Annotated in this window: 23 protein-coding genes and 1 other RNA gene; 9 read left to right on the top strand and 15 right to left on the bottom strand. The window is 67.3% G+C overall.

The genetic code is table 11. The features are described 5' to 3' along the window. Positions 1-7 precede the first annotated feature (7 nt). Entirely contained in the window at positions 8-1507 is a 1500-nt protein-coding gene (locus ACIOU8_RS01825; RefSeq protein ID WP_400785250.1) for a hypothetical protein, read from the bottom strand. 161 nt (positions 1508-1668) lie between these two features. Between ACIOU8_RS01825 and ACIOU8_RS01820 the strand changes: the two genes are divergently transcribed. Then, entirely contained in the window at positions 1669-2379 is a 711-nt protein-coding gene (locus ACIOU8_RS01820; RefSeq protein ID WP_400785248.1) for a DUF4191 family protein, read from the top strand. A gap of 65 nt (positions 2380-2444) precedes the next feature. On the opposite strand, the gene ACIOU8_RS01815 is transcribed toward ACIOU8_RS01820, so the two are convergent. Beyond that, entirely contained in the window at positions 2445-3632 is a 1188-nt protein-coding gene (locus ACIOU8_RS01815) for a RimK family alpha-L-glutamate ligase (RefSeq protein WP_363570265.1), read from the bottom strand. A 26-nt stretch (positions 3633-3658) separates the two neighbouring features. Between ACIOU8_RS01815 and ACIOU8_RS01810 the strand changes: the two genes are divergently transcribed. Next, positions 3659-4138, top strand: coding sequence for an ATP-dependent zinc protease (locus ACIOU8_RS01810; protein ID WP_400785245.1), 480 nt, complete (start codon positions 3659-3661; stop codon positions 4136-4138). A 6-nt stretch (positions 4139-4144) separates the two neighbouring features. On the opposite strand, the gene ACIOU8_RS01805 is transcribed toward ACIOU8_RS01810, so the two are convergent. Next, positions 4145-4531 carry an RDD family protein gene (locus ACIOU8_RS01805; RefSeq protein ID WP_400786842.1) on the bottom strand — a complete coding sequence of 129 codons (387 nt, stop codon included), beginning with the start codon at positions 4529-4531 and terminating at the stop codon, positions 4145-4147. A gap of 160 nt (positions 4532-4691) precedes the next feature. Here ACIOU8_RS01805 and glnA (ACIOU8_RS01800) point away from each other — a divergent pair, with 160 nt between their 5' ends. Continuing rightward, positions 4692-6116, top strand: a complete 1425-nt coding sequence (gene glnA, locus ACIOU8_RS01800) for a type I glutamate--ammonia ligase (RefSeq protein WP_400785243.1) — start codon at positions 4692-4694, stop codon at positions 6114-6116. A 129-nt stretch (positions 6117-6245) separates the two neighbouring features. Further along, complete coding sequence (locus ACIOU8_RS01795) at positions 6246-6482, top strand: hypothetical protein (protein ID WP_400785241.1); 237 nt, start codon at positions 6246-6248, stop codon at positions 6480-6482. Between the two features lie 19 nt (positions 6483-6501). Here the strand turns inward: ACIOU8_RS01795 and ACIOU8_RS01790 are convergent, their stop codons facing one another. Next, a complete protein-coding gene (locus ACIOU8_RS01790; protein ID WP_400785239.1) occupies positions 6502-7002 on the bottom strand; it encodes a GNAT family N-acetyltransferase in 501 nt (166 codons plus the stop codon). 133 nt (positions 7003-7135) lie between these two features. Between ACIOU8_RS01790 and ACIOU8_RS01785 the strand changes: the two genes are divergently transcribed. Continuing rightward, the gene (locus ACIOU8_RS01785) at positions 7136-8290 is read left to right on the top strand and encodes an AI-2E family transporter (RefSeq protein ID WP_400785237.1); all 1155 of its coding nucleotides are present in this window, start codon (positions 7136-7138) and stop codon (positions 8288-8290) included. Here the strand turns inward: ACIOU8_RS01785 and ACIOU8_RS01780 are convergent. From ACIOU8_RS01780 to ACIOU8_RS01765, 4 genes are read right to left on the bottom strand one after another with little or no spacing between them, the layout of a single operon-like run. Further along, positions 8277-9206 (bottom strand): diacylglycerol/lipid kinase family protein, encoded by a 930-nt coding sequence (locus ACIOU8_RS01780; RefSeq protein ID WP_400785235.1) that lies wholly within the window; start codon positions 9204-9206, stop codon positions 8277-8279. The two genes, ACIOU8_RS01785 and ACIOU8_RS01780, sit on opposite strands and share 14 nt — an antisense overlap. A 9-nt stretch (positions 9207-9215) precedes the next feature. Beyond that, complete coding sequence (locus ACIOU8_RS01775) at positions 9216-12191, bottom strand: bifunctional [glutamine synthetase] adenylyltransferase/[glutamine synthetase]-adenylyl-L-tyrosine phosphorylase (RefSeq protein WP_400785233.1); 2976 nt, start codon at positions 12189-12191, stop codon at positions 9216-9218. A 9-nt stretch (positions 12192-12200) separates the two neighbouring features. After that, positions 12201-13538, bottom strand: a complete 1338-nt coding sequence (gene glnA / locus ACIOU8_RS01770; protein WP_042541155.1) for a type I glutamate--ammonia ligase — start codon at positions 13536-13538, stop codon at positions 12201-12203. A gap of 2 nt (positions 13539-13540) precedes the next feature. After that, the gene (locus ACIOU8_RS01765) at positions 13541-13756 is read right to left on the bottom strand and encodes an SPOR domain-containing protein (RefSeq protein WP_400785231.1); all 216 of its coding nucleotides are present in this window, start codon (positions 13754-13756) and stop codon (positions 13541-13543) included. Positions 13757-13826: 70 nt separating this feature from the next. Here ACIOU8_RS01765 and ppgK point away from each other — a divergent pair, with 70 nt between their 5' ends. Then, entirely contained in the window at positions 13827-14573 is a 747-nt protein-coding gene (ppgK, locus tag ACIOU8_RS01760; RefSeq protein ID WP_400785229.1) for a polyphosphate--glucose phosphotransferase, read from the top strand. An 83-nt stretch (positions 14574-14656) separates the two neighbouring features. Here the strand turns inward: ppgK and rnpB are convergent. The 4 genes from rnpB to ACIOU8_RS01740 form a co-directional block, all read right to left on the bottom strand. Further along, positions 14657-15042, bottom strand: an RNA gene (gene rnpB / locus ACIOU8_RS01755) — RNase P RNA component class A. A 30-nt stretch (positions 15043-15072) separates the two neighbouring features. After that, positions 15073-16770: a bifunctional 3'-5' exonuclease/DNA polymerase gene (locus ACIOU8_RS01750; RefSeq protein ID WP_400785227.1), complete on the bottom strand. Its 1698-nt coding sequence runs from the start codon at positions 16768-16770 to the stop codon at positions 15073-15075. Between the two features lie 25 nt (positions 16771-16795). After that, entirely contained in the window at positions 16796-17527 is a 732-nt protein-coding gene (locus ACIOU8_RS01745) for a zinc ribbon domain-containing protein (RefSeq protein ID WP_400785225.1), read from the bottom strand. A 34-nt stretch (positions 17528-17561) separates the two neighbouring features. Then, complete coding sequence (locus ACIOU8_RS01740; protein WP_400785223.1) at positions 17562-17975, bottom strand: YchJ family protein; 414 nt, start codon at positions 17973-17975, stop codon at positions 17562-17564. Here ACIOU8_RS01740 and ACIOU8_RS01735 point away from each other — a divergent pair. Further along, a complete protein-coding gene (locus ACIOU8_RS01735; RefSeq protein WP_400786839.1) occupies positions 17970-18749 on the top strand; it encodes an aldo/keto reductase in 780 nt (259 codons plus the stop codon). The genes ACIOU8_RS01740 and ACIOU8_RS01735 overlap by 6 nt on opposite strands. 122 nt (positions 18750-18871) lie before the next feature. Here the strand turns inward: ACIOU8_RS01735 and ACIOU8_RS01730 are convergent, their stop codons facing one another. Then, positions 18872-19708, bottom strand: a complete 837-nt coding sequence (locus ACIOU8_RS01730; protein WP_400785222.1) for a helix-turn-helix transcriptional regulator — start codon at positions 19706-19708, stop codon at positions 18872-18874. 100 nt (positions 19709-19808) lie between these two features. Between ACIOU8_RS01730 and ACIOU8_RS01725 the strand changes: the two genes are divergently transcribed. Beyond that, positions 19809-20573, top strand: coding sequence for an SDR family oxidoreductase (locus tag ACIOU8_RS01725; RefSeq protein ID WP_400785220.1), 765 nt, complete (start codon positions 19809-19811; stop codon positions 20571-20573). Positions 20574-20600: 27 nt separating this feature from the next. Here the strand turns inward: ACIOU8_RS01725 and ACIOU8_RS01720 are convergent, their stop codons facing one another. Beyond that, positions 20601-21491 carry a TIGR01777 family oxidoreductase gene (locus ACIOU8_RS01720; RefSeq protein WP_400785218.1) on the bottom strand — a complete coding sequence of 297 codons (891 nt, stop codon included), beginning with the start codon at positions 21489-21491 and terminating at the stop codon, positions 20601-20603. A gap of 72 nt (positions 21492-21563) precedes the next feature. Between ACIOU8_RS01720 and ACIOU8_RS01715 the strand changes: the two genes are divergently transcribed. Continuing rightward, positions 21564-22427 (top strand): zinc-ribbon domain-containing protein, encoded by an 864-nt coding sequence (locus ACIOU8_RS01715; RefSeq protein WP_400786837.1) that lies wholly within the window; start codon positions 21564-21566, stop codon positions 22425-22427. A gap of 36 nt (positions 22428-22463) precedes the next feature. Here ACIOU8_RS01715 and ACIOU8_RS01710 read toward each other — a convergent pair whose 3' ends face one another. Then, positions 22464-22841: a hypothetical protein gene (locus tag ACIOU8_RS01710; protein WP_400785217.1), complete on the bottom strand. Its 378-nt coding sequence runs from the start codon at positions 22839-22841 to the stop codon at positions 22464-22466. Between the last annotated feature and the right edge of the window lie 42 nt (positions 22842-22883).

Genomic DNA, 22883 nt, shown 5'->3' with positions numbered 1-22883 from the left:
CGCAGCATCATCCTGGCTGGTCCGCGACGTCGTACACGTCGCGGACCAGCCATTTCTCTGCCATCCGGACGAGCACGACCATCCGCTCCCCCGTGTCGGACTGCGTACTGTCGGAGTCCTGTGAAGTGGTCACCCGGATCACGGCGACATCTCCGTACTCGTCTACCGGTTCGAGCTGCAGCGCTCCGTCGCTGACGCCACGCAGCGCGTCCACGACACCGACAGAGCCCTGAGCAACAGCACCGTCGCAGACCTTGTCGTCGTTCTCGCCGCAGATGCTGATCGCGCTGAGGAGCATCCGTGCCGCCTCTGCGGGACTCACCGGCTCAGATCCGTCGCGCGGCGATCCCTCCCCCGGCGGCGCATCCGGTTCCGGTGAAGGGGGAGAGGGCGTCGGCGACGAATCGGCGACGGCTGGGGCAACCTCTGTCGCGCGGGGACTGCTCTTGGGAACAGCGGTGGCACCTCTTTCCTCCGGCTCCCCCGTCGCTCCGCCGGGCCAGAGGAGTCCGCCTGCGAGCACCACGGCCGCCGCTGACACGGCGACGATCGTTCGGCGACCGCGTTTCGCTGGAGCGCGGCCATTCGCGGCGGCGCCCGATTCTGCCATGTGTTCCCGACGGACGGATCCTCCGTGGGCGCTGCGCCCGGTTCGGCGCTCGATCGGGCGGGCCAGCGCGGCCCGCCAGGCGCCGAGGCGCTGCATGAGCACTACGGCGATGCGTGACGACAGCGCCTCGACTCTGCTGGCCTCCCGCGGCAGCGACGAGCGGCTTCTCGGCTGACCTCGCATGTCGGGCCGAGCGGCGACCGCATGCCTCGCCGCATCCACGTCCCTGGCCAGTTCCGGCGCATGCACATCCCGCCTCAGCGGTTTCGGAGCCGCCGTGTCGAACAGCTCCGCCTCCCACTTCTCGAGCTGTCGCAGCGGCATCCCCGGTCTCGCCGTGTCAGCGCTCAGCCCCTCCTCGATCACGACGAGCAGCCGGCCGAGCGTACGGTCCGTGCAGTCCTTCCGCAGCCGAGCCACGAGGGCGGCCGCCGCAACCTGTGCTGTCTCGCCTGTGCCGATCACGAACGTCGGTCGCCCGTCGTCCGTGAGCCACCACTCTCCGGTTTCGCCGAGCCGCGGAGCGCGCGCGAGTTCGCCCAGACCGCGCAGGATGCTGGCCACGAGTGTGGTCAACTCTCCGGTGGACAATGCTGCATCGGCTGCGGCACGGCGCCCGACGAAGGAGGAGACGCGCTCGGTGCACCACGGCAGCAGCACGTCATGCCCGTCGGATCGACGCACGATGTCGAGTGGCCCCGCGACGTGATCGTCACCCGCGTGCTCCCAACCTGCCCAGCCGCTGATCGACTCTGCGTCGACCTGCACCGCCACCGACCCGCCTCGGGTGACGAGTGTTCCCGCATATGGTCCCTCGCCCGGGTCGATCCTCCGGATCACGCGATGCGCACCGGGCACGAGCATCACCCCTCGTGGTCGCGCTTCTGTCTCTGCCATCACCCCATGTCAGCGCATCGCGCGGACCTGCTGTGGACGGAAGACACGATGTGGACGCTTCCCCGGAGATCGGTGATCCGTGCAGAGAAAGAGGAGCCCCCGGAATCCGCCTGACGCGAACGACGCCGTGAGCGCCGCCCGGAGTCGGTATTCTTATGCACATGGCAAACCGCACGTCCGCGCCCGAGAAGCGTCCGGGGTTCTTCTCCCAGATCAAGTCCCTCTTCAAGTTCACGAGAGAGATCTACCCCTGGCTGCCCTGGGCCCAGATCGCGCTGCTGATCATCGGTGTGCTCGTCGGCCTCATCGTCGGCTATCTCATCCCGCCGTTCCAGGTGTGGACCCTCATCCTCTGGGGCATCTCGGGCCTGATGCTCGGTCTGCTCGGCGCGATGTTCCTGATGACACGCCTGTCGACCTCCGCGATGTACCAGAAGATCGACGGAATGCCCGGTGCCACGGGACACGTGCTCAGCACCAGCCTCGGGCGCAACTGGCAGGGTTCCGAGACCCCGGTGGGCATCAACCCGAAGACGCAGGACGCCGTCTATCGCACGGTCGGACGCGGAGGCGTCGTCGTGGTCGGAGAGGGCTCACGCGGCCGCCTGACCCGCCTCGTCAACGACGAGCGCAGCAAGGCCGCCCGTGTCGCACACGGCGTGCCTGTGACCGTGCTCTACGTCGGCCACGGCGATGACGACGTCGCCATCGCCGACCTCGCCAAGACCATCAAGAAGCTTCCGAGGGTCATCGACAAGGCCACCATGGGCGCTGTCATCCGACGCATCGAGTCGGTGTCGCAGTCGATCTCGTCACTTCCCATCCCGAAGGGCATCGATCCCACCAAGGTCAGGGCACAGCGCCCGCGTTGATCTGACGCTCGCAAACGACGAAGCGCGGCCGCACCTCTGTCGAGAGGCGGCCGCGCTTCGTCGTCTCACTCCGAGAGCGGCTGACGCGGCAGGCGGCGGACCTTGGCGCGGCGGCGTCGACGCTCGGGCACCATGGATCGCATCTCGTCGAGTTTGCCGAAGCAGAAGAGCCGATCATCGGCCTCGAGCACGACGTGCTTGCGCGGGTTGGGGATGACGGAGACACCGCGGTGCAGCGTGAGCACGGTGATGTCACGCTCCCAGAGCCCTGCCTCGCCGAGCGTCTTGCCGACGAGGTCGACTGCGCCGTGCACCATCAGTTCGGCGACGCCATAGCCTGTCGAGACCGTCAGGCGCTGGCGCACGTCGATCTCGGGGAACGCCACCTGCCCCGCGATGTAGTCGATGATCGCTCCGGCGACATCGAGCTTGGTGGCGGTCTCGATGCCCTGCAGCCCCGGCGAGGAGTTGACCTCCATGACCAGCGGACCGTCGTCCCCCTCGAGCATGTCGACTCCGGCGACACGCAGGCCCATGATCTGAGCAGAGCGAACAGCCGCGCGTTCGTAGATCGGGTCGAGCTCGACGGCTTCGACGGAACCGCCGCGGTGCACGTTGGAGCGGAACTCGTCTCCGGCTGCCGATCGTCGCATCGCCGCCACCACGCGGTCGCCCACCACCAGTGCGCGGATGTCACGTCCGCGGCTCTCGGAGATGAACTTCTGGATGAGGACGTTCTGATTGGTCGAGTGGAGGGTCTCGATGATCGCCTCGGCCACTTTCACCTGCGGTGCGAGGATGACGCCGATCCCTTGCGTGCCCTCGAGGAGCTTGATGACGACGGGAGCTCCGCCGACCCTTTCGATCGCCGGCCGCACGTCTGCACGATTGCGCACGAAGGCAGTGGGCGGCATCGCGATGTTGTGGCGCGAGAGGATCTGGTTGGCGCGGAGCTTGTCGCGCGCACTCGAGATGCCGTTCGCCGTGTTCGGCGTGTACACGTCCATCTGCTCGAACTGACGGACCACCGCAGTACCGAAGTAGGTGATCGAGTTGCCGATGCGAGGCAGGATCGCGTCGTAGTCGCTGAGTTGGCGCCCGCGGTAGTGCAGGTCCGGCTCATCGGCGGTCAGATCGATCGCGAATCGCAGCGTGTTGAGCACCTTGACGTTGTGACCTCGCTGGAGCGCGGCGGCGCGCAGCCTTTGGGTGGAGTACGCCTGCGGCGCGCGGGAGAGCACTGCGATCTTCACGGGGGTTTTCCTGCCAGGATGGTCGGGTGAGTAAGTCATCCCATTCAAACACCCTTATCGGGTGGCGAGAATGGGTGAGCCTGCCCGATCTCGGTGTCGACTGGCTCAAAGCCAAGATCGACACGGGCGCCCGGACCTCTTCGCTGCACGCATTCCAGATCCAGGAGTTCGAGCGGGACGGCGTGTCGTGGGTGCGGTTTCGGGTGAAGCCCTGGCAGGACAGCCAGGAAGACGCCGTGATCGTCGAATCCCCGGTGCACGACCGCCGCGCCGTGCGCAGCTCTTCGGGCCATGCGCAGGAGCGACTCGTCGTCGAGATGCTCATTCGTCTGCATGACCGAGAGGTGCTCGCCGAGGTGACGCTGAGCAACCGAGATGAGATGGGTTTCCGGATGCTCATCGGACGCGAGGCCCTGCGACAGGGATATGTCGTCGACCCTGCGCGCTCGTTCGTCGGAGGTCGCGCACCGCGCGAGGCGAGACGCCGCAACCGCGGCAAGGAGTGATCCGCGTCAGGCGCGGATGAGAGCGAGTCCGGTCACCTTGTCGTGGATACCGCGCTGGTCGGTGTCCCAGATGACCGCCGGGATCACGATGACGATGAGCAGCGTGCGCACGATCGGGCGCCACACTCCCACCCAACCACCGCCGAGTCGCACGACGCGCATGCCGAGGATGCGGTGCCCTGGGCTGCCGCCGGCAGTCGGGATGAACAGGATCTGCAGCAAGGCGAACACCGCCATCGGCGCGAACATCGTCAGGCCTGCCTCCCCCGGCAATGCGAACTGGTCGTACCCGAGAAAGCCCGTGGCGATGATCGTCGCAGCGAGATAGTCGATGAGAAGAGCCCCGATCCGCCGCCCAGGTCGGGCGATGCTGCCCGTCCCCGTCTGCGGCATTCCGAGTCGTTCTCCGGGGTACGTGTTCACAGCATCCGTCACGCATCCAGCCTACCGGCGCGTAACATGCCGGAAACAAAGCGGATACCGTGGAGTAACGCCCCGCACGTACTGTGCACAATGGCCGTGAAGCCATCGATCCGCAATCCAGGAGTCGTACATGTTCAAAGATTCGTCCGAGGTGCTGACCTACATCAAGGAGAACGACGTCAAGTTCCTTGACATCCGATTCACTGATCTCCCTGGTGTCCAGCAGCACTTCAACATCCCGGCGTCCACTGTCGATGAGGACTTCTTCGTCAACGGCCAGCTGTTCGACGGCTCGTCGATCCGTGGCTTCGCCAGCATCCACGAGTCCGACATGCAGCTCATCCCGGACGTGACCACGGCCTACGTCGACCCCTTCCGCGAGGCGAGCACCCTGGTCATGGTGTTCGACATCTACAACCCGCGCACGGGTGAGATCTACTCGAAGGACCCGCGTCAGGTGGCCAAGAAGGCCGAGAAGTACCTCGCGTCGACCGGCATCGCCGACACCGCGGTCTTCGCCCCCGAGGCCGAGTTCTACATCTTCGACGACGTCCGCTACTCGGTCACCGCCGGCGAGAGCTTCTACAAGGTCGACTCCGAAGAGGCCGCGTGGAACACCGGTCGTGAGGAAGAAGGCGGAAACCTCGCCAACAAGACCCCGTACAAGGGCGGCTACTTCCCCGTCAGCCCGGTCGACAAGACCGCTGACCTGCGCGACGACATCACCCTGAAGCTGATCGACGCCGGGTTCATCCTCGAGCGCTCGCACCACGAGGTCGGCACCGCCGGTCAGCAGGAGATCAACTACCGTTTCGACACCATGGTGCACTCGGCGGATGACATCCTGAAGTTCAAGTACATCGTCAAGAACACCGCTGAAGAGTGGGGCAAGGTCGCCACCTTCATGCCGAAGCCGCTCTACGGAGACAACGGCTCGGGCATGCACACGCACCAGTCGCTGTGGAACGACGGCAAGCCGCTGTTCTATGACGAGGCCGGCTACGGCCAGCTCAGCGACATCGCCCGCTGGTACATCGGCGGCCTCCTCGCGCACGCTCCGGCAGTGCTTGCGTTCACGAACCCGACCCTGAACAGCTACCACCGTCTGGTCAAGGGCTTCGAGGCTCCGGTCAACCTGGTCTACTCGGCCGGCAACCGCTCGGCTGCCATCCGCATCCCTATCACGGGCTCGAACCCCAAGGCCAAGCGCATCGAGTTCCGCGCACCGGATGCCTCGGGCAACCCGTACCTCGCGTTCGCGGCGCAGCTCATGGCAGGACTCGACGGCATCAAGAACCGCATCGAGCCGCACGAGCCGGTCGACAAGGACCTCTACGAGCTTCCTCCCGAGGAGGCCAAGAACATCCCGCAGGTTCCGAACTCCCTGCTGGACTCGCTCGAGGCGCTGAAGGCCGACCACCAGTTCCTCCTCGAGGGCGGCGTGTTCACCGAAGAGCTCATCGAGACCTGGTTCTCGTACAAGTACGAGAACGAGATCCTGCCGATGGCTCAGCGCCCGCACCCGTTCGAGTACGAGCTGTACTTCGGCGTCTGATTCACCGAGTTAGCGAGAACGCCCCCGAGCAGCTGCTCGGGGGCGTTCTCGTCTTTCTGCTTCGCCGCCCGCACTGTGTCCGTCGTGCGGGGGATGCGGATGGTCGATCGCGCACGTATCGTCCTGAACATGACCGAATCAGACGAGAACTCAGGATCAGACGAGAACTCCGAGCAGGCCGAGAACTCCATGAAGAAGCCGGGTCTCGGCATCGCCCTCGGGATCGCGATGGGCCTGCCGATCGGCGCGGGGGCAGGGATGCTGCTGTTCGACAACATCGGCGTGGGGGCTGCATTGGGCCTCGCACTGGGTGTCGCGTTGGGCGCAGGGTTCGAGTCGTCGTGGAAGGGCGAGAAGTCCGAATAGCGGAGGGGCTCGCACGCACTCAGTCACCGAGGTCGAACACCCACTCGTTCATCGTCAGGGCCGCACCACGGAACTCGTCGGTGATGGTGCCGACCATCTCGAACCCGGCGCGTCGACACACCCCGTTCGAGCCGGTGTTCACCACCGACGGAAACGCCGTCACGAACCTCTGTCCGGCGCGATGCTGCCGCGCATCGTCGAGCAGCAGTCCGAGACTCCGAGATGCCACCCCTCTGCCCTGCGCCTCGGGCAGAACGAACCACCCCGTCTCGAACGCCGGCGCGCCTCGCCACTCGACGTTCCAGAAGCCGATCGATCCGAGTGGCGCCCCCTCATCGTCTTCGATGACGAACATCCTGGCTTCTCCCGCCTCCCACAGCCGCAGGTAGCGGGCGTGCCGGTCGAGCAACTGCTGTTCACTCTCGACGCCGTTGAGATAGGTCGTCATCTCGGGCGTGTTCGCGGCGCGCAGCAGGTCGAGATCCCCCGCGAACCAGGGCCTGAGTGTCAGCGTGTCCATGCGTGAACGATCGCACAGGCAGCCGACATTCACGACTCCATACACCACAACGAGCGTCGCCGTGTCGCGCTTGCTTTCGCCCGCACTGACTGGTCAACTGAGGGGTCCGAACGAACACAAGTGGGGGGCCATCATGCGCCGCAAGAACGACAGGCTGCAGCCGAAGAAGGTCCACACATCGGAGACTCCCCCGGCACAGCCGAAGACGGCGGCGGCGGCCCTCGCCAGAATCAACCCCTTCATGTACGGTCTGCTCGGCGCCCTGGGTGTGCTCGTCGCTCTGATGCTGGGCGGAATCGTCAACCAGCTCGCGACGGTGCTGGTATACATCGGCGTGGCGATCTTCCTGGCGCTCGGCCTCGACCCGGTCGTCGCGTTCATCGAACGCAAGCTTCCTCGCCCCGCGGCGGTCGCGATCGTCGTCTCCGCCGTGATCCTGGCCTTCGCCGGAATCATCCTCGCCATCGTGCCGATCCTCGTCGAACAGATCTCGAACCTCATCGAAGACGGCCCTCAGATGGTCAAGGACATCATGGCGTCCGCGTGGTTCCAGGACCTCAACGAGCAGTTCGGCTCCACCTTCGAGGACGCGGCGAACGGCGTCCTCTCCTTCTTGCAGGATCCGGGCAACCTCGCCGACATCGGCGGCGGCGTCTTCGCGGTCGGCGCGGGCATCGCGGGCGGGTTCACCGGCGTGACGATCGTCCTCATCCTGACGCTGTACTTCATGGCTTCGCTGCGCAGCATCAAGCGAGTGGCCACGCGTTTCGTCCCCGCCTACCAGCGCGACACCTTCGGAGGACTCCTCGAAGACGTCTCCGGCGCCGTCGGTCGTTACGTGATGGGACAGGCGAGCCTCGCGCTGATCAACGGCATCCTGAGCCTCATCGTGCTGAGCATCATCGGGGCACCGGTGCCTGCGCTGCTCGCGCTGATCGCCTTCATCGGATCGTTGATCCCGCTCGTCGGAACGCTGAGCGCATCGATCATCATCTCGCTCGTCTGCCTCATCGACGGGCCGGTGACGGCGCTGATCGCCATCGGCTACTACCTCGTCTACATGCAGATCGAGGCCTACGTCCTGTCTCCGCGCATCATGAACAAGGCCGTCGCGGTGCCCGGCGCTCTCGTCGTGATCGCGGCCGTCGCCGGCGGCGCACTCGGCGGGATCCTCGGTGCACTCGTCGCGATCCCCGTCGCGGCCAGCGTGATCATCATCGTGCAGAAGGTGGTCTTCCCGACGCAGGACAGCAAGGTCGTGCCGCCGGGCACCCTCAGCGAACGGTGAGGGCTGCGGGCTGCACCCGCACGGTGAAGTCGGAGACCTGTCCGACCTCTTCGCCATCGATCTCGAACATCTGGGGCGACGCGAGCTGCACCCGCACTCGTTCAGCAGAGATGTGGGTCGTCGAGTCGGTGCTCACCGCGGTATCGACGTTCCCCATCATGCGGCGGATGCCGTTCTCCCAGACGAAGGCGCGGACGGTGTCGAGCCACTGCAGGGGCCCGTCGGCGCTCACGAGCAGCATGTCGAGCAGCCCGTCGTCGAGCACGGCGTCGGGCAGGAGACGGATGCCGCCCTGCACCATGCCGCAGTTGCCGATCAGCATCGTGTGACCACGAAGACCCTGCGGCTCCTCGTCGTCGAGCGTGAGAGTGATGTCGGTCATCTCGGTGCCGGCGAGGGCGCGCCCCATCGCCTCCACGTATGCGATCCATCCGGCGCGGTTCTTCAGGTCCTCGTCGGTCTCCACCAGCATCTGCGCGTCGATGCCGAAGCCGACCATCACCACGAACGCATGCTCGGTGCCGTCGTGATCGACCCAGCCCATGTCGATCCGCTGCGGCTCGCCGTCGCGGACCCGCGCCAGTGCAGCGGGGATGTCGTTCAAGGGGATCTCGAGGTTGCGAGCGAGCAGGTTGCCGGTGCCCTGCGGCACGATACCCAGCGCGGAGTCCGTGCCCGCCAGCGATTCCGCGACCGCCCGGACGGTGCCGTCTCCACCCACGGCGATCACCACGTCGCAGCCTGCGGTCACCGCCTCGGCGGCCATGCCGCGCCCCGGGTCCTCGACGCTGGTCTCCCACCACTCCACGGGCGTCTCGACCCCGTCGGAGACGAAGGTCGTGGCAACGGCGTCGCGCAGCGAATCCCCGTCAACCTTGGAGGGGTTCCAGATCACACCGAGCTTCGAGATCGTCATGAAGCCAGGCTATCCGTAGAAGAGCTGCTCGAACGCCCTGCGCGCACGCCTCGTGACTCCCAGGTAGTCATCGTCGAGCACGCTCGCCGAGCGGTCGGGGTATCCGAGCAGTCGACCGATGGCGTCGAGGTCGCGCGGATCCGTCGGCAGCACATCGCTCGTCTTGCCGGTGTAGAGCGTGATGGCGGAGCGCAGCCGGCTCGACAGCAACCACGCGGCGCGGAGCAGATCGGCGGCATCGTCCGGCACGAATCCCGCGTCGACGGCTGCCCCGAGGGCCGTGAGGGTCGACGTGGTCCGCAGCTCCGGGACGTCGTGGGCGTGCTGCAGCTGCAGAAGCTGCACCAGCCATTCGACATCGCTGAGCGTGCCTGGGCCTAGTTTCAGATGACGACGCGGATCCACTCCCTGCGGCAGCCGCTCGCCCTCGACTCGAGCCTTGATGCGCTTGATCTCTCGGGTGCCCTGCAGATCGACCTCTGCGGGATACCGGATGCTGTCGGCGAGTGCGGTGAACTTCGCGATGAGAGTGGTGCTTCCCGCCACTCCGCGTGCCCTGAGCAGCGCCTGTGCCTCCCACGAGAGAGACCAGCGTCGGTAGTACTCCGCATATGCCTCGATCGAACGCACCACGGGGCCGTTGCGTCCTTCCGGTCGGAGGTCGGCGTCGAGATCGAGCGGTACCCGATGATCGGTGAGGTGCTCCCGGAGTCCCGCGACGATGCGCGTGGCGAGTGACTGCGCCCGCTGAGGGTCGACGCCGTTCGCGTCGTATACATAGAGGATGTCGGCATCGGAGCCGAATCCCAGCTCCGCTCCCCCGAAGCGCCCCATGCCGATCACCGCGAAGTCGAGCGCCTCGTCATCGGCGGGGACGATCTCACGCCGAACCGCGCGCAGCGCCGCCTGAATCGTGGCGTCGGTGATCTCGGTGAGCGAGGTCGCGATCTGCTCGATCGAGAGCACATCGAGGACGCCGCCCATCGCCGTGCGCAGAAGCTCTCGACGTCGGAGCGCTCGGACGGCCTGCAACGCGTCACCCACATTGCTGTGGCGCGTCTGGATGGCCCTGGCCTCCTCGTCGAGTGCGGCACCGCTCCGCGGACGCAGCAGCTCGCTGCTGTCGAGCCAGGCGACCGACTCGGGGATCCACTCCATGAGCTCACCGACGTAGCGCGATGACGACAGCAGCCTCGTGAGACTCTCAGCTGCTCCGGACGAATCCCGCAGCATGCGGAGGAACCAGGGTGTGTCGCCGAGGCGCTCACTGATGCGGCGGAACGCGATCAGCGCATAGTCCGGGTCGCTGCCGTCGGCGAACCAGCGCACCATCACCGGCATGAGGTGACGCTGGATGGTCGCCTTGCGACTCAATCCCGTCGTGAGTGCGCCGATGTGCCGCAGTGCGCCTGCCGGGTCGCGGAAACCGATGGCCATGAGACGATCGTGCGCCTGCGCGGTCGACAGAGTGCGCTCTTCTTCGGGCAGCGAGGCCACAGCGCTCAGAAGAGGTCGGTAGAACAGCCGGGTGTGGATGTCGCGCACCTCACGCCGAACGCTCTCCCATCGAGCCCAGATCGCCTCGCCGGATTCGCCGAGACCCGTGCTCCGAGCCAGCGCTCGCAGCCCGGCGGGCGTCCGAGGCATCAGGTGGGTGCGGCTGAGCTCCGTGAGCTGCAGGCGGTGTTCCATGAGCCGCAGCACGCAGTAGTCGTCCGCGAACGACGCGGCCTCGGCTCGACCGATGTAACCGCCTTCGACGAGCGCGTCGAGGCTCTCCAGGGTGCCACGCGTGCGCAGACTCGGGTCGGTGAGGCCGTGCACGAGCTGCAGGAGCTGCACGGTGAACTCGATGTCCCGCAGGCCACCGGACCCCAGTTTGAGCTGGTACGGCGCATCCTCGGGGTCGATATGCTCCATGACCCGCTCGCGCATACGCTGCACGCTGTCGACGAAGTTCTCTCGCGCGGCGCTGGAGAAGACCTTGGGCTGCACCGCGGCGATGTACTCGGCGCCGAGCTCGGGATCTCCGGCGAGAGGTCGCGCCTTCAGCAGAGCCTGGAACTCCCAGCTCTTGGCCCAGCGGTCGTAATACGCCAGGTGCGAGCCGAGTGATCGCACCAGCGCGCCCTGTTTGCCCTCCGGACGGAGCGCCGCGTCGACCTCCCAGAGCGGCGGTTCGACCTCGATCCCGCTCAGGCCGCGCATCGTCTCCCTGGCGAGGCGCGTCGCGATGTCGATCGCCTTCGCTTCGGAGACTACTTCTTCGTCTGCCGTTCCCCCCACGAAGATCACGTCGACGTCACTGACGTAGTTCAGTTCACGCGCGCCGGCCTTGCCCATGCCGATGATCGCGAGCTGCGTGGCCGCGACCTGGTCGCGACTCACCGTATCGACGAGCCGTCGACGGGCGACCGCGAGGGCTGCCTCGAGAGCCGCGCCGGCGATGTCGGCCAGCGCTGCGGCCACGTCACCCACGATGCGAACGGGACTGTACGACGTGAGGTCGAACGCGGCGATCGCCGCGAGGTTGCGCCGGTAGGCGACGCGCAACGTGACCACCGCCGCGTCGTCTCCGGACTCGGCGAAACCGTCGCGGGCGCGGACGGCATCCAGCATCCGCTCGCGCAGTTGGTCTGCCGACGGCAACTCGGGCATCGACTCGCCCAGCACCGTGATCTCACGAGGGTGTCGCAGAAAGAAGTCCGCGAACCCCTGCGATGCGCCGAACACCCGCCAGACTCGTCTGCGCGCCTGGGCGTCGGCGAACAGGGCAGCCAGCGGTGCCGGGTCACGCCGCGCCACGCGCAGCATCCCCTCCACGGCCGCGTCGGGGTCGGCGCCGTCGGCTTCACCGAGCAGAAGCGATCGCTCGACCCCGATCAGCGTCGAAAGCTCGGTGAGGTTCGCCGCCGCCTCGCTGAGCTCGGCGAACCCCAGCCTGGCCAGCGCGGAGAGAGAGACGGATTCGTCCGAACGGGCCATCGGCGACGCTCAGAGAAGCTCGAGGTTGTTCTTCAGCTCCAGCGGCGTGACCTGGCCGCGGTAGGCCTCCCACTCTTTGCGCTTGTTCAGCAGCACGTAGTTGAAGACCGACTCGCCGAGAGTCTCGGCGACCAGCTCGGAGCTCTCCATGTATTCGAGCGCATGGTCGAGGCTCGCGGGCAGCGCGGAATAACCCAGCGCGCGACGCTCGGCGTCGCTGAGCGACCACACGTTGTCCTCGGCCTCCGGCGGCAGCTCGTACTCCTCCTCGATGCCCTTGAGACCCGCTGCGAGCATGAGCGCATAGGCGAGGTAGGGGTTCGCCGCAGAGTCGAGCGCGCGGTACTCGACGCGCGACGATCCGCCCTTGTTGGGCTTGTACATCGGCACCCGGACGAGCGCGGAACGGTTGTTGTGGCCCCACGTGACGAAGCTCGGGGCCTCGTCGCCGCCCCAGAGGCGCTTGTACGAGTTGACGAACTGGTTGGTCACCGCGGCCATCTCGTTGGCGTGCCGCAGGAGCCCGGCGATGAAGTGACGGCCGGTCTTCGACAGCTGGTACTTGGCACCCTCTTCGTAGAAGGCGTTGCGCTCGCCCTCGAAGAGCGACATATGCGTGTGCATTCCGCTTCCGGGGTGCCCGCTCAGTGGCTTCGGCATGAACGTCGCGTAGACGCCCTGCTCGATCGCCACCTCCTTGATGACCGTGCGGAAGGTCATCACGTTGTCGGCCATCGTCAGCGCGTCTGCGTAACGGAGATCGATCTCGTTCTGCCCTGGACCACCCTCGTGGTGACTGAACTCGACGGAGATCCCGAGGTCCTCGAGCATCCGCACCGACCGGCGGCGGAAGTCGTGCGCCGTGCCGCCGGGCACGTTGTCGAAGTACCCTGCCGAGTCGACGGGGACCGGCCCCTCAGGACCGAACGACGACGACTTGAGCAGGTAGAACTCGATCTCGGGATGCGTGTAGAACGTGAACCCGGCATCGGCGGCCTTCGCGAGCGTGCGCTTGAGCACGTGCCGCGGGTCGGACACGGCAGGACGCCCGTCCGGCGTGGTGATGTCGCAGAACATGCGCGCGGTCGGGTCGATCTCGCCGCGCCACGGCAGAGTCTGGAACGTGGTGGGGTCGGGCTGCGCGAGCAGGTCGGACTCGTAGCTGCGGGTCAGCCCCTCGATGGCAGAGCCGTCGAATCCGATCCCCTCGGCGAACGCGCCCTCGACCTCGGCCGGAGCGATGGCGACGGACTTGAGCGTGCCGATGACATCGGTGAACCACAGGCGGACGAACTTGACGCCGCGCTCTTCGATCGTCCGGAGGACGAAATCTCTCTGCTTGTCCACGGTCACTCAGCGCCCTTGCCGGTAGCGGCGTCCCAGCCGCTCTCGGCCGCTTCCTCCTCGGCCCAGGCACGCGAGCGCTCCTTGAGCTTCTCGGGGGCCCGAGAAGCCTCGATCTCGGTGTCGAAGGGCCCGACGCGGTCGGCCGATGCGGAGATCATGCCGAATTCCACCTGACCGGTCTCCAGGTTGTACCAGTACTTCTCATCGCCGTTCGACATGGCCGTTCCCCTTCTTCACGTGGTGTCATCGATCCTATCGGCGCTGACGCCGGTCGCTAAGCTATCGATCATGGCAAAAGCGATCGGCGTCGACATCGGCGGCACGGGTATCAAGGCAGGTCTCGTCGACCTGGAGCACGGGACCATGGCCTCGGACAGGGTGCGCGTGCCCACTCCCAAGGGCGCATCTCCGCAGGATGTCCTCGAGGCGGTGCAGACGGTGCTGAAGACCCTCGACGTCAAGGACTCGACTCTTCCGCTCGGCGTGGCGTTCCCCGCCATCGTCAAGCGCGGCAAGACTCTCTCGGCCGCGAACGTCTCGAAGGAGTGGGTCGACTTCGACGCGGAGAAGTTCTTCCGCGACGGTCTCGGACGCAACATCGTGTTCGTGAACGACGCCGACGCCGCGGGTGTCGCCGAAGCGCGCCACGGTGCGGCCCGCGATGTGCGCGGCTTCACGCTGCTCACCACGCTCGGAACCGGCATCGGCTCGGCGTTCCTCAACGACGGCGTGCTGCTCCCGAACACCGAGCTCGGTCACCTGAACTTCGGCGAGTACGAGTCCGTCGAGACCTACGCCGCGACGTCCGCCCGCGAGCGCGAAGGACTCAGCTGGTCTGAGTGGGCCGAGCGTCTGCAGAAGTTCTACTCGCACATCGAGTTCCTCTTCAGCCCCGACCTGTTCGTGGTCGGCGGCGGCGTGTCGAAGAACGCAGGAGACTTCCTGCCGCTGCTCGATCTCAAGACCCCGATCGTCCCGGCGATCCACCGCAACAACTCGGGCATCATCGGCGCGGCGTCACTCGCCGGCGACTGACCCCACGACCAGCTCAGGGGCCCATGGGGTCCCGAAACACAGAAGGCCCCGCTGGATCAGCGGGGCCTTCGTTTATGTCTGGGCGAATGGGCCGACCTGTACGCCGGGTTCTGTTCCGGGGTTCTTCGCCCCTTCGACGGCCATCTCTCTCGGCGACACGTTGCCGTGGCACTCTAGCGGTCTACCCGAGGACTCGGCGAGCCGCGTCAACATCCTCTGTCTGACCTTGCTCCGGACGAGGTTTACCTGGCGGGCCATGTCACCATGGCCCCCGGTGGTCTCTTACACCACCCTTTCACCCTTACCCCTTCGGTCCCTTCGACAAGCTCGGGGACCGAGACGGGGCGGTCTGCTCTCTGTGGCACTTTCTCGCGGATTGCTCCGGGTGGGCGTTACCCACCGTCCTGCCCTGAGGAGCCCGGACGTTCCTCGGTGCGGTTGCCCGCCACGCGACCGTCCAGTCGACCCATTCGCGCATCCAGTCTACGACCAGAGCACCCTACTTCTCAGCCGACTCCGCGATCCGCAGATCGAGCGGAACCTCGATCGGGAAACCCCCGAAGAGCCGCCGAGTGGCGACTGCTGCCGCTTCGCGCACGGCATCCGCGGCGGCATCCGCCTGCTCCTGGGGAACGTGCAGGATGACCTCATCATGCAGGAAGAATGCCAGGTGCGCGCGTGAACCGAAGATCCCGGATGCCGGGGCGACCTGCTCTGCCGCGGGAAGCCGCTGCAGGCGGTGCCTGATCTCAGCCAGCCAGATCAACGACCACTCGGCGGCGGTGCCCTGCACCACGAAGTTGCGGGTGAAGCGTCCCCAGTCGCGCGCTCGACGCCGGGCGAGGGCCACCTCGGCGGGATCGGCGTCGGCATCGGTGGCGGCAGCCTGCATCGCCTCCCACTCGATCGACGGACGAGGAGACGATCGTCCCAGCCAGGTCGAGACCACTCCCCCGTCCTCACCGAACCGCGCGGCCTTGTCGACGAGCGCCATCGCCCGCGGATAGACCTTGCGCAGTCGAGGAACCAGTCGTCCGCTGTCGCCGGTCGTCGCTCCGTACATCGCCCCGAGGACGGCGTACTTCGCCTCTTCGCGCGTCGCCACAGCGCCCGATTCCACGACTCCGGCGTACAGGTCCTTTCCCTGAGCCGCTCGCGCCATCGCACGATCACCCGCCATGCCCGCGAGCATTCGTGGCTCGAGCTGAGCGACGTCGGCGACGACCAGCGTCCATCCCTCGTCAGCGCGCACCGCGGCGCGCAGGTTGCGCGGCAGCTGCAGGGCACCGCCGCCGGCCGATGCCCACCGCCCCGTCACGACACCGCCCGTGATGTAGATCGGTCGGAAGCGCCCACCGTGCACCCACTCGGCGAGCCACGCCCATCCGTTGGCGCTCAGCAGCCGCGACAGCTTCTTGTAGGCGAGCAGCGGCTCGACCACCGCATGGCTGTGCTGGGCGAGCTCCCACCGGCCGGTCGACTCGACCTGCACGCCGACGCGGTGCAGCGCGCGGAGCAGCTTCGGCTGGCTCTCGAGGTTGAGGTGCGGGTCGCCGAGGATCGAACGCACCCGCTCGCCCTGCGCGACCATACGACTGGGAAGGCCGCCGGCGACCGGGCGGGTGCCGAGGATCTCGGTGAGGATGCCGTCGTGCACCGACTCGTTCCACGGCACGCCCGCGGCTCTCATCTCCTCGGCGATGAGGCCACCGGCGGATTCGGCCGAGGTGAGCAGGGTGAGCCGCCCGTCTTTGCTGTCGCGAAGCACGCGGCGCTGCTCGCGGTACTGGTCGAGGGCTTCACCGACAGGGTCATCCGGTGCATCGTGCGCGATGACGTCGAAGAGCGCAGGTGCATCATCGACGGGTTCGCGTCGCACCCAGGCCTGCGACGGAGCGAGCGGGCGCGGGACCTTGTCCGTATCTCGAAGAATCGCATGACAGAGAAGCAGGTCGTGCGAACGGCTGAGAAGCACGCCAGCGGCGAGCAGCTCCGGGTAGATCTCCCTGGCGCTGCGGATCACCCAGCGCGGCGGATTCTCGCGCTCCTGATCCGCGACCCACGAGGGCATCTCCGATGCGGAGAGTTCGACACGACGGTCCTCTAAATCGTCGGCATCGAGTTCCACCGCCGTGTACCCGCCTGAGCGAGCCGCCACGAGGACGACGCGACGCTCGGTCTGCTGCCGCGAGTTCACCGCCGTCGCGCTCGCGGCGCAGAGATCACAGCCCGGATTCCTCGGTGCGCACCAGGATGCATCCGCACTCGGGGCAGTAGACCACGAGGTCGTCTGGAGCGTTGCGGACGTCGTTGAGATCGGTGCCCGGAAGCAGCATCCGGCAGCCTTCGCAGGTGCCGCGGGTCAACACAGCGGCACCCGCGCTGTTCGCGACGCGACGCGTGTAGTCGGAAAGGAGTGGCGCAGGAAGGGATGCGGTCACGGCCTCACGATCGCGCGTCAGCTGGGCGATGAGATCGGTCGCGGCAGCGACGTCAGCCTTGGCCTGAGCGGTGAGAGCGCTGCCCTCGGAGGTCGTCGTCCCGAGCAGCGCCTGCTGGGCGGCGACCGCTGCCTCGGCGTCTTCGACTCGTCCCATGAGATCGAGCTCGATGTCCTCGAGGTCGCTCTGACGCTTCGCGAGGCTGGCGATCTCGTGCTCGAGTGCCTGCGCCTCCTTCGAGTTCGTCGCGGTGGCGAGGCGGTCGGCGTCACGGGCCCGGCGCTGCTCGACGAGCTTGACGTCGGACTCGAGCCGCGTGAGCTCGGTGCGCACGTCGTCGCGCGTGCCGGTCAGCGCGGTCAGTTCGCGGAGCTGATCCTGACGGATCGCGACGAGCTCGGTGATGCGGGCGGCCTGAGGCGGCTTGGTGCGTGCGCGCTCCGCCTGCGCGATGCGCCGGTCCAGGTCGGCGACGTCGAGCAGGATGCGCTGGTGTTCTGGGCTGGCGTTCACGCTCTCAAATCTAGTCGCTGTGCGGTCGCGTCCATCACCCGACCTGTCCGTCGAGGTACAGCCACCGGCGGTCTTCGCGCACGAAGCGGCTCCGCTCTCGGAGCGAACCCCGCTCGGCGTCCTGACGCCAGAAGGCCTCGAACTCGACCTCGCCGTCGCGATCGAAAGGGCCGCCGGCGTTGCGATCGAGGATCACGAGCCGTCGCCAGACGACGTCGTCGTCGAGGTCGATCTCGCTGGGGCGGGTCGAAGGGTGCCAGGTCGCCAGGAGATATGCGGCGTCCTTGATCGAGAACGCCGTGAAGCGCGACCGCATCAGGCGCTCGGCCGTGGGGGCGGGAGATCCGCCGAGCAGCGGGCCGCAGCATCCGCCGTAGAGGTCTCCCGAGCCGCAGGGGCACCGCGCGCCATTATCAGGGATGCCGTCGTCTGACGCGATCCTCTGCACCTCGCCCTCAACGGGGATGCGGGCGCGGACTCCGTCGCCTCCGCGATCGGCGCCGGGTACCGCCTGATCGACTCGGCATTCAATTACGAGAACGAGGGGTCGGTGGGTCGCGGGGTGCGCGCATCCGACATCGATACCTCGGAGCTCATCGTCACGACCAAGCTGCCCGGCCGTCATCACCCGCGCGCGAAGGCGCGGACGAGCATCGAAGAGAGCCGGTCGCGGCTCGGCGTCGACGCGATCGACCTGCACCTGATCCACTGGCCCAACCCGCATCAGGACGAGTACGTGCAGGCATGGCAAGCACTGGTGGAGGCTCAGCAGCGCGGAGTCGTGAGGCAGATCGGGGTCTCGAACTTCCTTCCCGAGCACCTCGAGCGCATCGAGCGAGAGACCGGTGTGCGCCCCGTCGTCAACCAGATCGAGGTGCACCCGTACTTCCCTCAGGACGAGCAGCTCGCCTATCACCGAGAGCACGGCATTCTCACCGAGGCGTGGAGTCCGCTGGGTCGCGCGAAGGAGCTGATCGAGGAGCCCGTGATCGGGGAGGTGGCGGCAGCGCACGACATCTCCCCCGTGCAGACCGTGCTCGCGTGGCACGTCGCACGGGAGACGGTCGCGATTCCGAAGGCGTCCTCCCTCGAGCACCAGGTCTCGAACCTCGCCGCAGGAGAAGTCGTGCTGTCCGCGGCCGAGGTCGAGGCGATCACGGCGCTCGGACGCGCAGACGGACGGCTCTTCGACGCGGATCCTGCCTCGCACGAGGAATCCTGACGCAGCTTCCTGAGCGGCGTCGGCCGACGCCGCTCAGGGACTGACGTCATGCCGGCCATCGCAGGGATCCCGCTCCCTCGCAGATGGCGCGACGCCTCGTCGGGTGTCGTGCTGGGTGCCGGTCAGACCCGCTGTGTCCCGAGCACTCTGAGCAGTTCGAGCTTGCTCGCGGCGTCGCTGCCCGGCGCCGCGGTCAGCACGATGAGCGCCTGGGATTCGTCCTCGGTGAACAGCGCCTGGCAGTCGACCTCGATCGGGCCGATCTCCGGATGGATGAGGACCTTGTGGTCGTCGAAGCGTCGCCGCACCTCGTGCACGTCCCACAGTTCGGCGAACTCCGCGCTGCGAGCGGCGAGCTCTCGCACGATCTCGCCCGCGCGCGAGCGCTCGCCGAGCACGCCGTAGGCGGATCGGAGCGAGGCCACGAGCACGCTGCTGTGGCGAGGATGATCCTGCTCGGGGTAGCGCCGGCGCTCGTCGTGCGGGTGCGCGAACCAGCGGTAGATCCCGCTGCGCTCGATCCCCTCCAGGCCGCTCACGTCACCGAGCAGAGCCCGTGCGGCGTCATTCTGGATCAGGACCTCGTCGAGCACCGACACGACGAAGGCGGGCGTGTCATCGAGGCGGTCGAGAACACGGAGCATGCCCGGGTGCACGTAGTCGGTGAACGTCGTGCGGTCTGGGGCGCTGTGACCGCAGATGCGGTGAAGGTAGTCGCGTTCGTCGGGAGTCAATCGCAGTGCCCGCGCGAGGGAGGCGAGGATCTGCACGCTGGGCTGCGGACCCCGCTGCTGTTCGAGACGCGCGTAGTAGTCGGTCGACATGGCGGCGAGCTGAGCGACCTCCTCGCGGCGAAGACCGGGAGTGCGGCGGCGCGCTCCCGCTCCGAGGCCCACATCCGACGGCTGCAGCTGCTCCCTGCGTCGCACGAGGAACTCGGCCAGTGCTTCTCTATCCACCACTGCAGTATCTCGTGCTCGCCCTCACGCATCCAGGGACCGCGGACCCCTGGATGCGTGGTCTCTGGTCGACCGTTGCGACAGGCCGAAGAGTGGACACATGAACATCAGCGGAAACACCATCTTCATCCCCGGCGCCACGAGCGGCATCGGGCTCGCGCTCGCCCGGCGACTCAGCGGACGAGGCAACACCGTGATCGTGGGCGGGCGTCGTGTCGAACTGCTCGACGAGATCGCGGCGGCGAACCCGGGCATCGGCACCGTCCAGATCGACACCACGGATGCCGACAGCATCCGCGAAGCCGCGCAGACCGTGTCGGCCGCGCATCCTTCGCTCAACGTCGTCATCGCGATGGCCGGGATCATGCGCCCCGAGGACTGGAAGTCGCCCGAAGGGTTCCTCGCGACGGCGGAGGCGACGGTCACCACCAACCTGCTCGGCCCGATCCGCCTGATCGCGGCGTTCATAGAGCATCTGCGCACCATGCCGGATGCCACGATCATGACTGTGTCGTCCGGTCTGGCCTTCGCACCGCTGCGCGTCACCCCCTCATACAACGCCACGAAGGCGGCCATCCACATGCTCAGCGAATCGCTGCGCCTGCAGCTCGCCGACACGAGCGTGAGTGTGCTCGAGCTCGAACCGCCCGCTGTGCGCACGTCCCTCATGCCCGGACAGGAGACCAGCGACTTCGCGATGCCCCTCGATGAGTTCGTCACCGAGGTCGTCGAACTGATCGAGACCCAGCCGGATGCCACCGAGATCCAGGTCGAGAACGTCAAGTTCCTGCGCTACGGCGAGGTGCGGGGCGACTACGCGCAGGTGGTCGAGACGCTCAACGGGCGCGACCCGCACTCTCGCTGAACAGTCGCGGTCGTCGACGCACCGCGATCAGATCGCTGCGTCGACGGCCTGCTTCGCGGTCTTGTGGCTGAACTCGAAACCGGAGTTCTCGAGCGCCGCGGGCCTCACATCGGCATCCGAGACGAGCAGCGAGTCGGCGGCCGCACGGCTCAGCGCGAGTCTCAGGGCCCAGGTCGGCGCGGGAACCCAGAACGGACGCCGCATCCTCTGAGCGAGCGCTCGACCGATGTCGTTCGCCGAGGCGCGCGTCGGGCCGGCGAAGTTCACGGGCCCCTCGAGACGCTGGTCGATCACGTGTCGGATGCCGCGGACCTCGTCTTGCAGGGAGATCCACGGCCAGATCTGGGTGCCGGGCCCGATCGGACCCGCGACGCCGAATCGGGTGAGCTGGATCAGCGGCTTGAGCACACCCTGTCGATGGATGATCGGGGCCGTGCGCAGCAGCGCCACTCTCGTCTGCTCCCCCGCACGCAGCGCCTCCTGCTCCCAGCGCACGCAGAGCTGCGCGAGGAACGTGTCGCCGGCGAGCGACGCCTCGGTCAGGACCTCACCGGGTGCCGAGCCGTAATAGCCGACGGCGGATGCCGAGATGAGCGACGGAGCATCGTCGCGCAGGGTGCGAACCGCTGTCGCGATCGTGCGAGTCGTCGTCAACCGCGACTCGACGAGTTCACGGCGGTAGCGCGGAGTCCAGGGCAGGCGGCCCACGCTCGCCCCGCCCAGAGCGACGACGGCGTCTGCCCCTGCCAGCACGTCGGGGTCGAGTTCGCGCTCGCCCGGACTCCACTGCACCTCGGAGGCGTCGCGTGGGGTGCGACGCACGAGGGTGGTCACCTCCACGCCGTCGGCCCGCAACGACGACGACAGTGCCGTGCCGATCAATCCCGATGCGCCACTGATCACGATCCGCTGCGGCATGATGACTCCCTCTGTCCGTTCACCGGACTCGTTCTCCTCCGCGAGTCTGTCATGTCCGACGCCCCCCTGGCGATGTCCGCGGCGGCGGGTAAGTTGCCCGACGTGGCCGAACCGGTGCAGTCGTGGTGGGCGAGACGTCAGTTCTCGCGAGGGCGGGACGTGCCCTACGAGGTCGGCGCCTATCGCTCGCAATGGGCCGCCTATCCCGAGTTGATCCGCCAGTACCACCCCGAGCTCAATCACGGCATCGCTCTCTCGCAGGTACCGCTGGCAGCCGATGTGCTGCTGTGCTGGGAGTGCCGGGTCGGCCACCGTTTCGCCGCCACTCCGTCGGAACAACGCGAGCGACCGGGGCGAGTGCGGCGCCAGTCGGCGTGGTGTCCCGAATGCTCGTCGCTCGCCAGGCCCCAGCCCGTGGTGCTGGGCGAGCCCCGCTCGATTCCGCGGCGCCCGAAGCCGCAGCTGACGCTCTGCGGCAAGACTCCCGATCTGCCGACCGGCGAGGCCTTCTCGAGCGTGTGCGCTCCTGCGCCCGCATCCGCCGCCGAAGCCCGGCTCCGCGCAGCGCTCGCCACTCGCATCGCCTTCACGCCGGGGGTCAACGCGGTCAAGGTCTCGCGACCGTTCTTCCGTCACACCGAGGTCTGGCCCGACATCCTGCTTCCTGAGCTTCGCGTCGCGATCGAGTACGACACGGTCGGGCGTCACGGACTCGAGCACGTCGGCAAGCGGGAGCAGACGGACCTGCGCAAAGATCGCGCCCTGCGCTCCGCCGGATGGGAGGTCATCCGCATCCGCACCGGGCGGCTCGAGCCACTCGGCCCCCACGACCTGCGGATGCCATCAGTCTCCACCCGCGGTGTCGATCGCATCATCGACGAGCTCCGTCGGATCCGCGGACCGATGATCGTCGACGCGTACCTGACGCCCGGCTGACGACGCTGCGGCGTTTCCAGGCGACCGCGCTCGAAACTAGATCTCGGGAGGACCGTCTGCCTGCTTGACGACCGCATCCCACTCCGACTTCAGGAAGCTGGCCTCTCCGGCCGCGACGATCTGCGCGTTGTCGTTCGGTCCGAGCTCAGGTCGCATGGTCAGTCCGCCGACCTCGAGACTCGGGATGCTCTGCCTGATGCACTCGACGCTTCCGCGCACCAGCAGCTCAGCTGTCTGCTCTGGCGTCGTCACAGACCCCATCACGGCGTCATCGTGTGCGACGAGCACCACCTGCCATGCGGGCTGCCGGTCGTCGGGATCCAGTGTGTACTGCATCAACCCCTGCGGCGCGGCCTCGACCACGATCACGATCGAACCTGCGACCGGCTGTTCGTCCCCTGCGTACTCACCCATGATGGATCCCCTGACCCGGGCGTCCCCACGCCCACTGTCCGC

The sequence above is a fragment of the Microbacterium sp. NPDC087589 genome (genome assembly GCF_044743635.1).
In the GTDB taxonomy this organism is placed as follows: Bacteria; Actinomycetota; Actinomycetes; order Actinomycetales; family Microbacteriaceae; genus Microbacterium.
Note: the sequence above shows the minus strand (reverse complement) of the source record. Positions and strands in the feature narration are given on the sequence as shown.

What these genes read in the sequence shown, in the direction of transcription:
- ACIOU8_RS01825 (WP_400785250.1), bottom strand. Translation starts at nt 1,507, where the DNA reads ATGGCAGAGACAGAAGCGCGACCACGAGGGGTGATGCTCGTGCCCGGT.
- ACIOU8_RS01820 (WP_400785248.1), top strand. Translation starts at nt 1,669, where the DNA reads ATGGCAAACCGCACGTCCGCGCCCGAGAAGCGTCCGGGGTTCTTCTCC.
- ACIOU8_RS01805 (WP_400786842.1), bottom strand. Translation starts at nt 4,531, where the DNA reads ATGCCGCAGACGGGGACGGGCAGCATCGCCCGACCTGGGCGGCGGATC.
- glnA (WP_400785243.1), top strand. Translation starts at nt 4,692, where the DNA reads ATGTTCAAAGATTCGTCCGAGGTGCTGACCTACATCAAGGAGAACGAC.
- ACIOU8_RS01795 (WP_400785241.1), top strand. Translation starts at nt 6,246, where the DNA reads ATGACCGAATCAGACGAGAACTCAGGATCAGACGAGAACTCCGAGCAG.
- ACIOU8_RS01790 (WP_400785239.1), bottom strand. Translation starts at nt 7,002, where the DNA reads ATGGACACGCTGACACTCAGGCCCTGGTTCGCGGGGGATCTCGACCTG.
- ACIOU8_RS01785 (WP_400785237.1), top strand. Translation starts at nt 7,136, where the DNA reads ATGCGCCGCAAGAACGACAGGCTGCAGCCGAAGAAGGTCCACACATCG.
- ACIOU8_RS01780 (WP_400785235.1), bottom strand. Translation starts at nt 9,206, where the DNA reads ATGACGATCTCGAAGCTCGGTGTGATCTGGAACCCCTCCAAGGTTGAC.
- ACIOU8_RS01775 (WP_400785233.1), bottom strand. Translation starts at nt 12,191, where the DNA reads ATGGCCCGTTCGGACGAATCCGTCTCTCTCTCCGCGCTGGCCAGGCTG.
- ACIOU8_RS01765 (WP_400785231.1), bottom strand. Translation starts at nt 13,756, where the DNA reads ATGTCGAACGGCGATGAGAAGTACTGGTACAACCTGGAGACCGGTCAG.
- ppgK (WP_400785229.1), top strand. Translation starts at nt 13,827, where the DNA reads ATGGCAAAAGCGATCGGCGTCGACATCGGCGGCACGGGTATCAAGGCA.
- ACIOU8_RS01725 (WP_400785220.1), top strand. Translation starts at nt 19,809, where the DNA reads ATGAACATCAGCGGAAACACCATCTTCATCCCCGGCGCCACGAGCGGC.
- ACIOU8_RS01720 (WP_400785218.1), bottom strand. Translation starts at nt 21,491, where the DNA reads ATGCCGCAGCGGATCGTGATCAGTGGCGCATCGGGATTGATCGGCACG.
- ACIOU8_RS01715 (WP_400786837.1), top strand. Translation starts at nt 21,564, where the DNA reads ATGTCCGCGGCGGCGGGTAAGTTGCCCGACGTGGCCGAACCGGTGCAG.
- ACIOU8_RS01710 (WP_400785217.1), bottom strand. Translation starts at nt 22,841, where the DNA reads ATGGGTGAGTACGCAGGGGACGAACAGCCGGTCGCAGGTTCGATCGTG.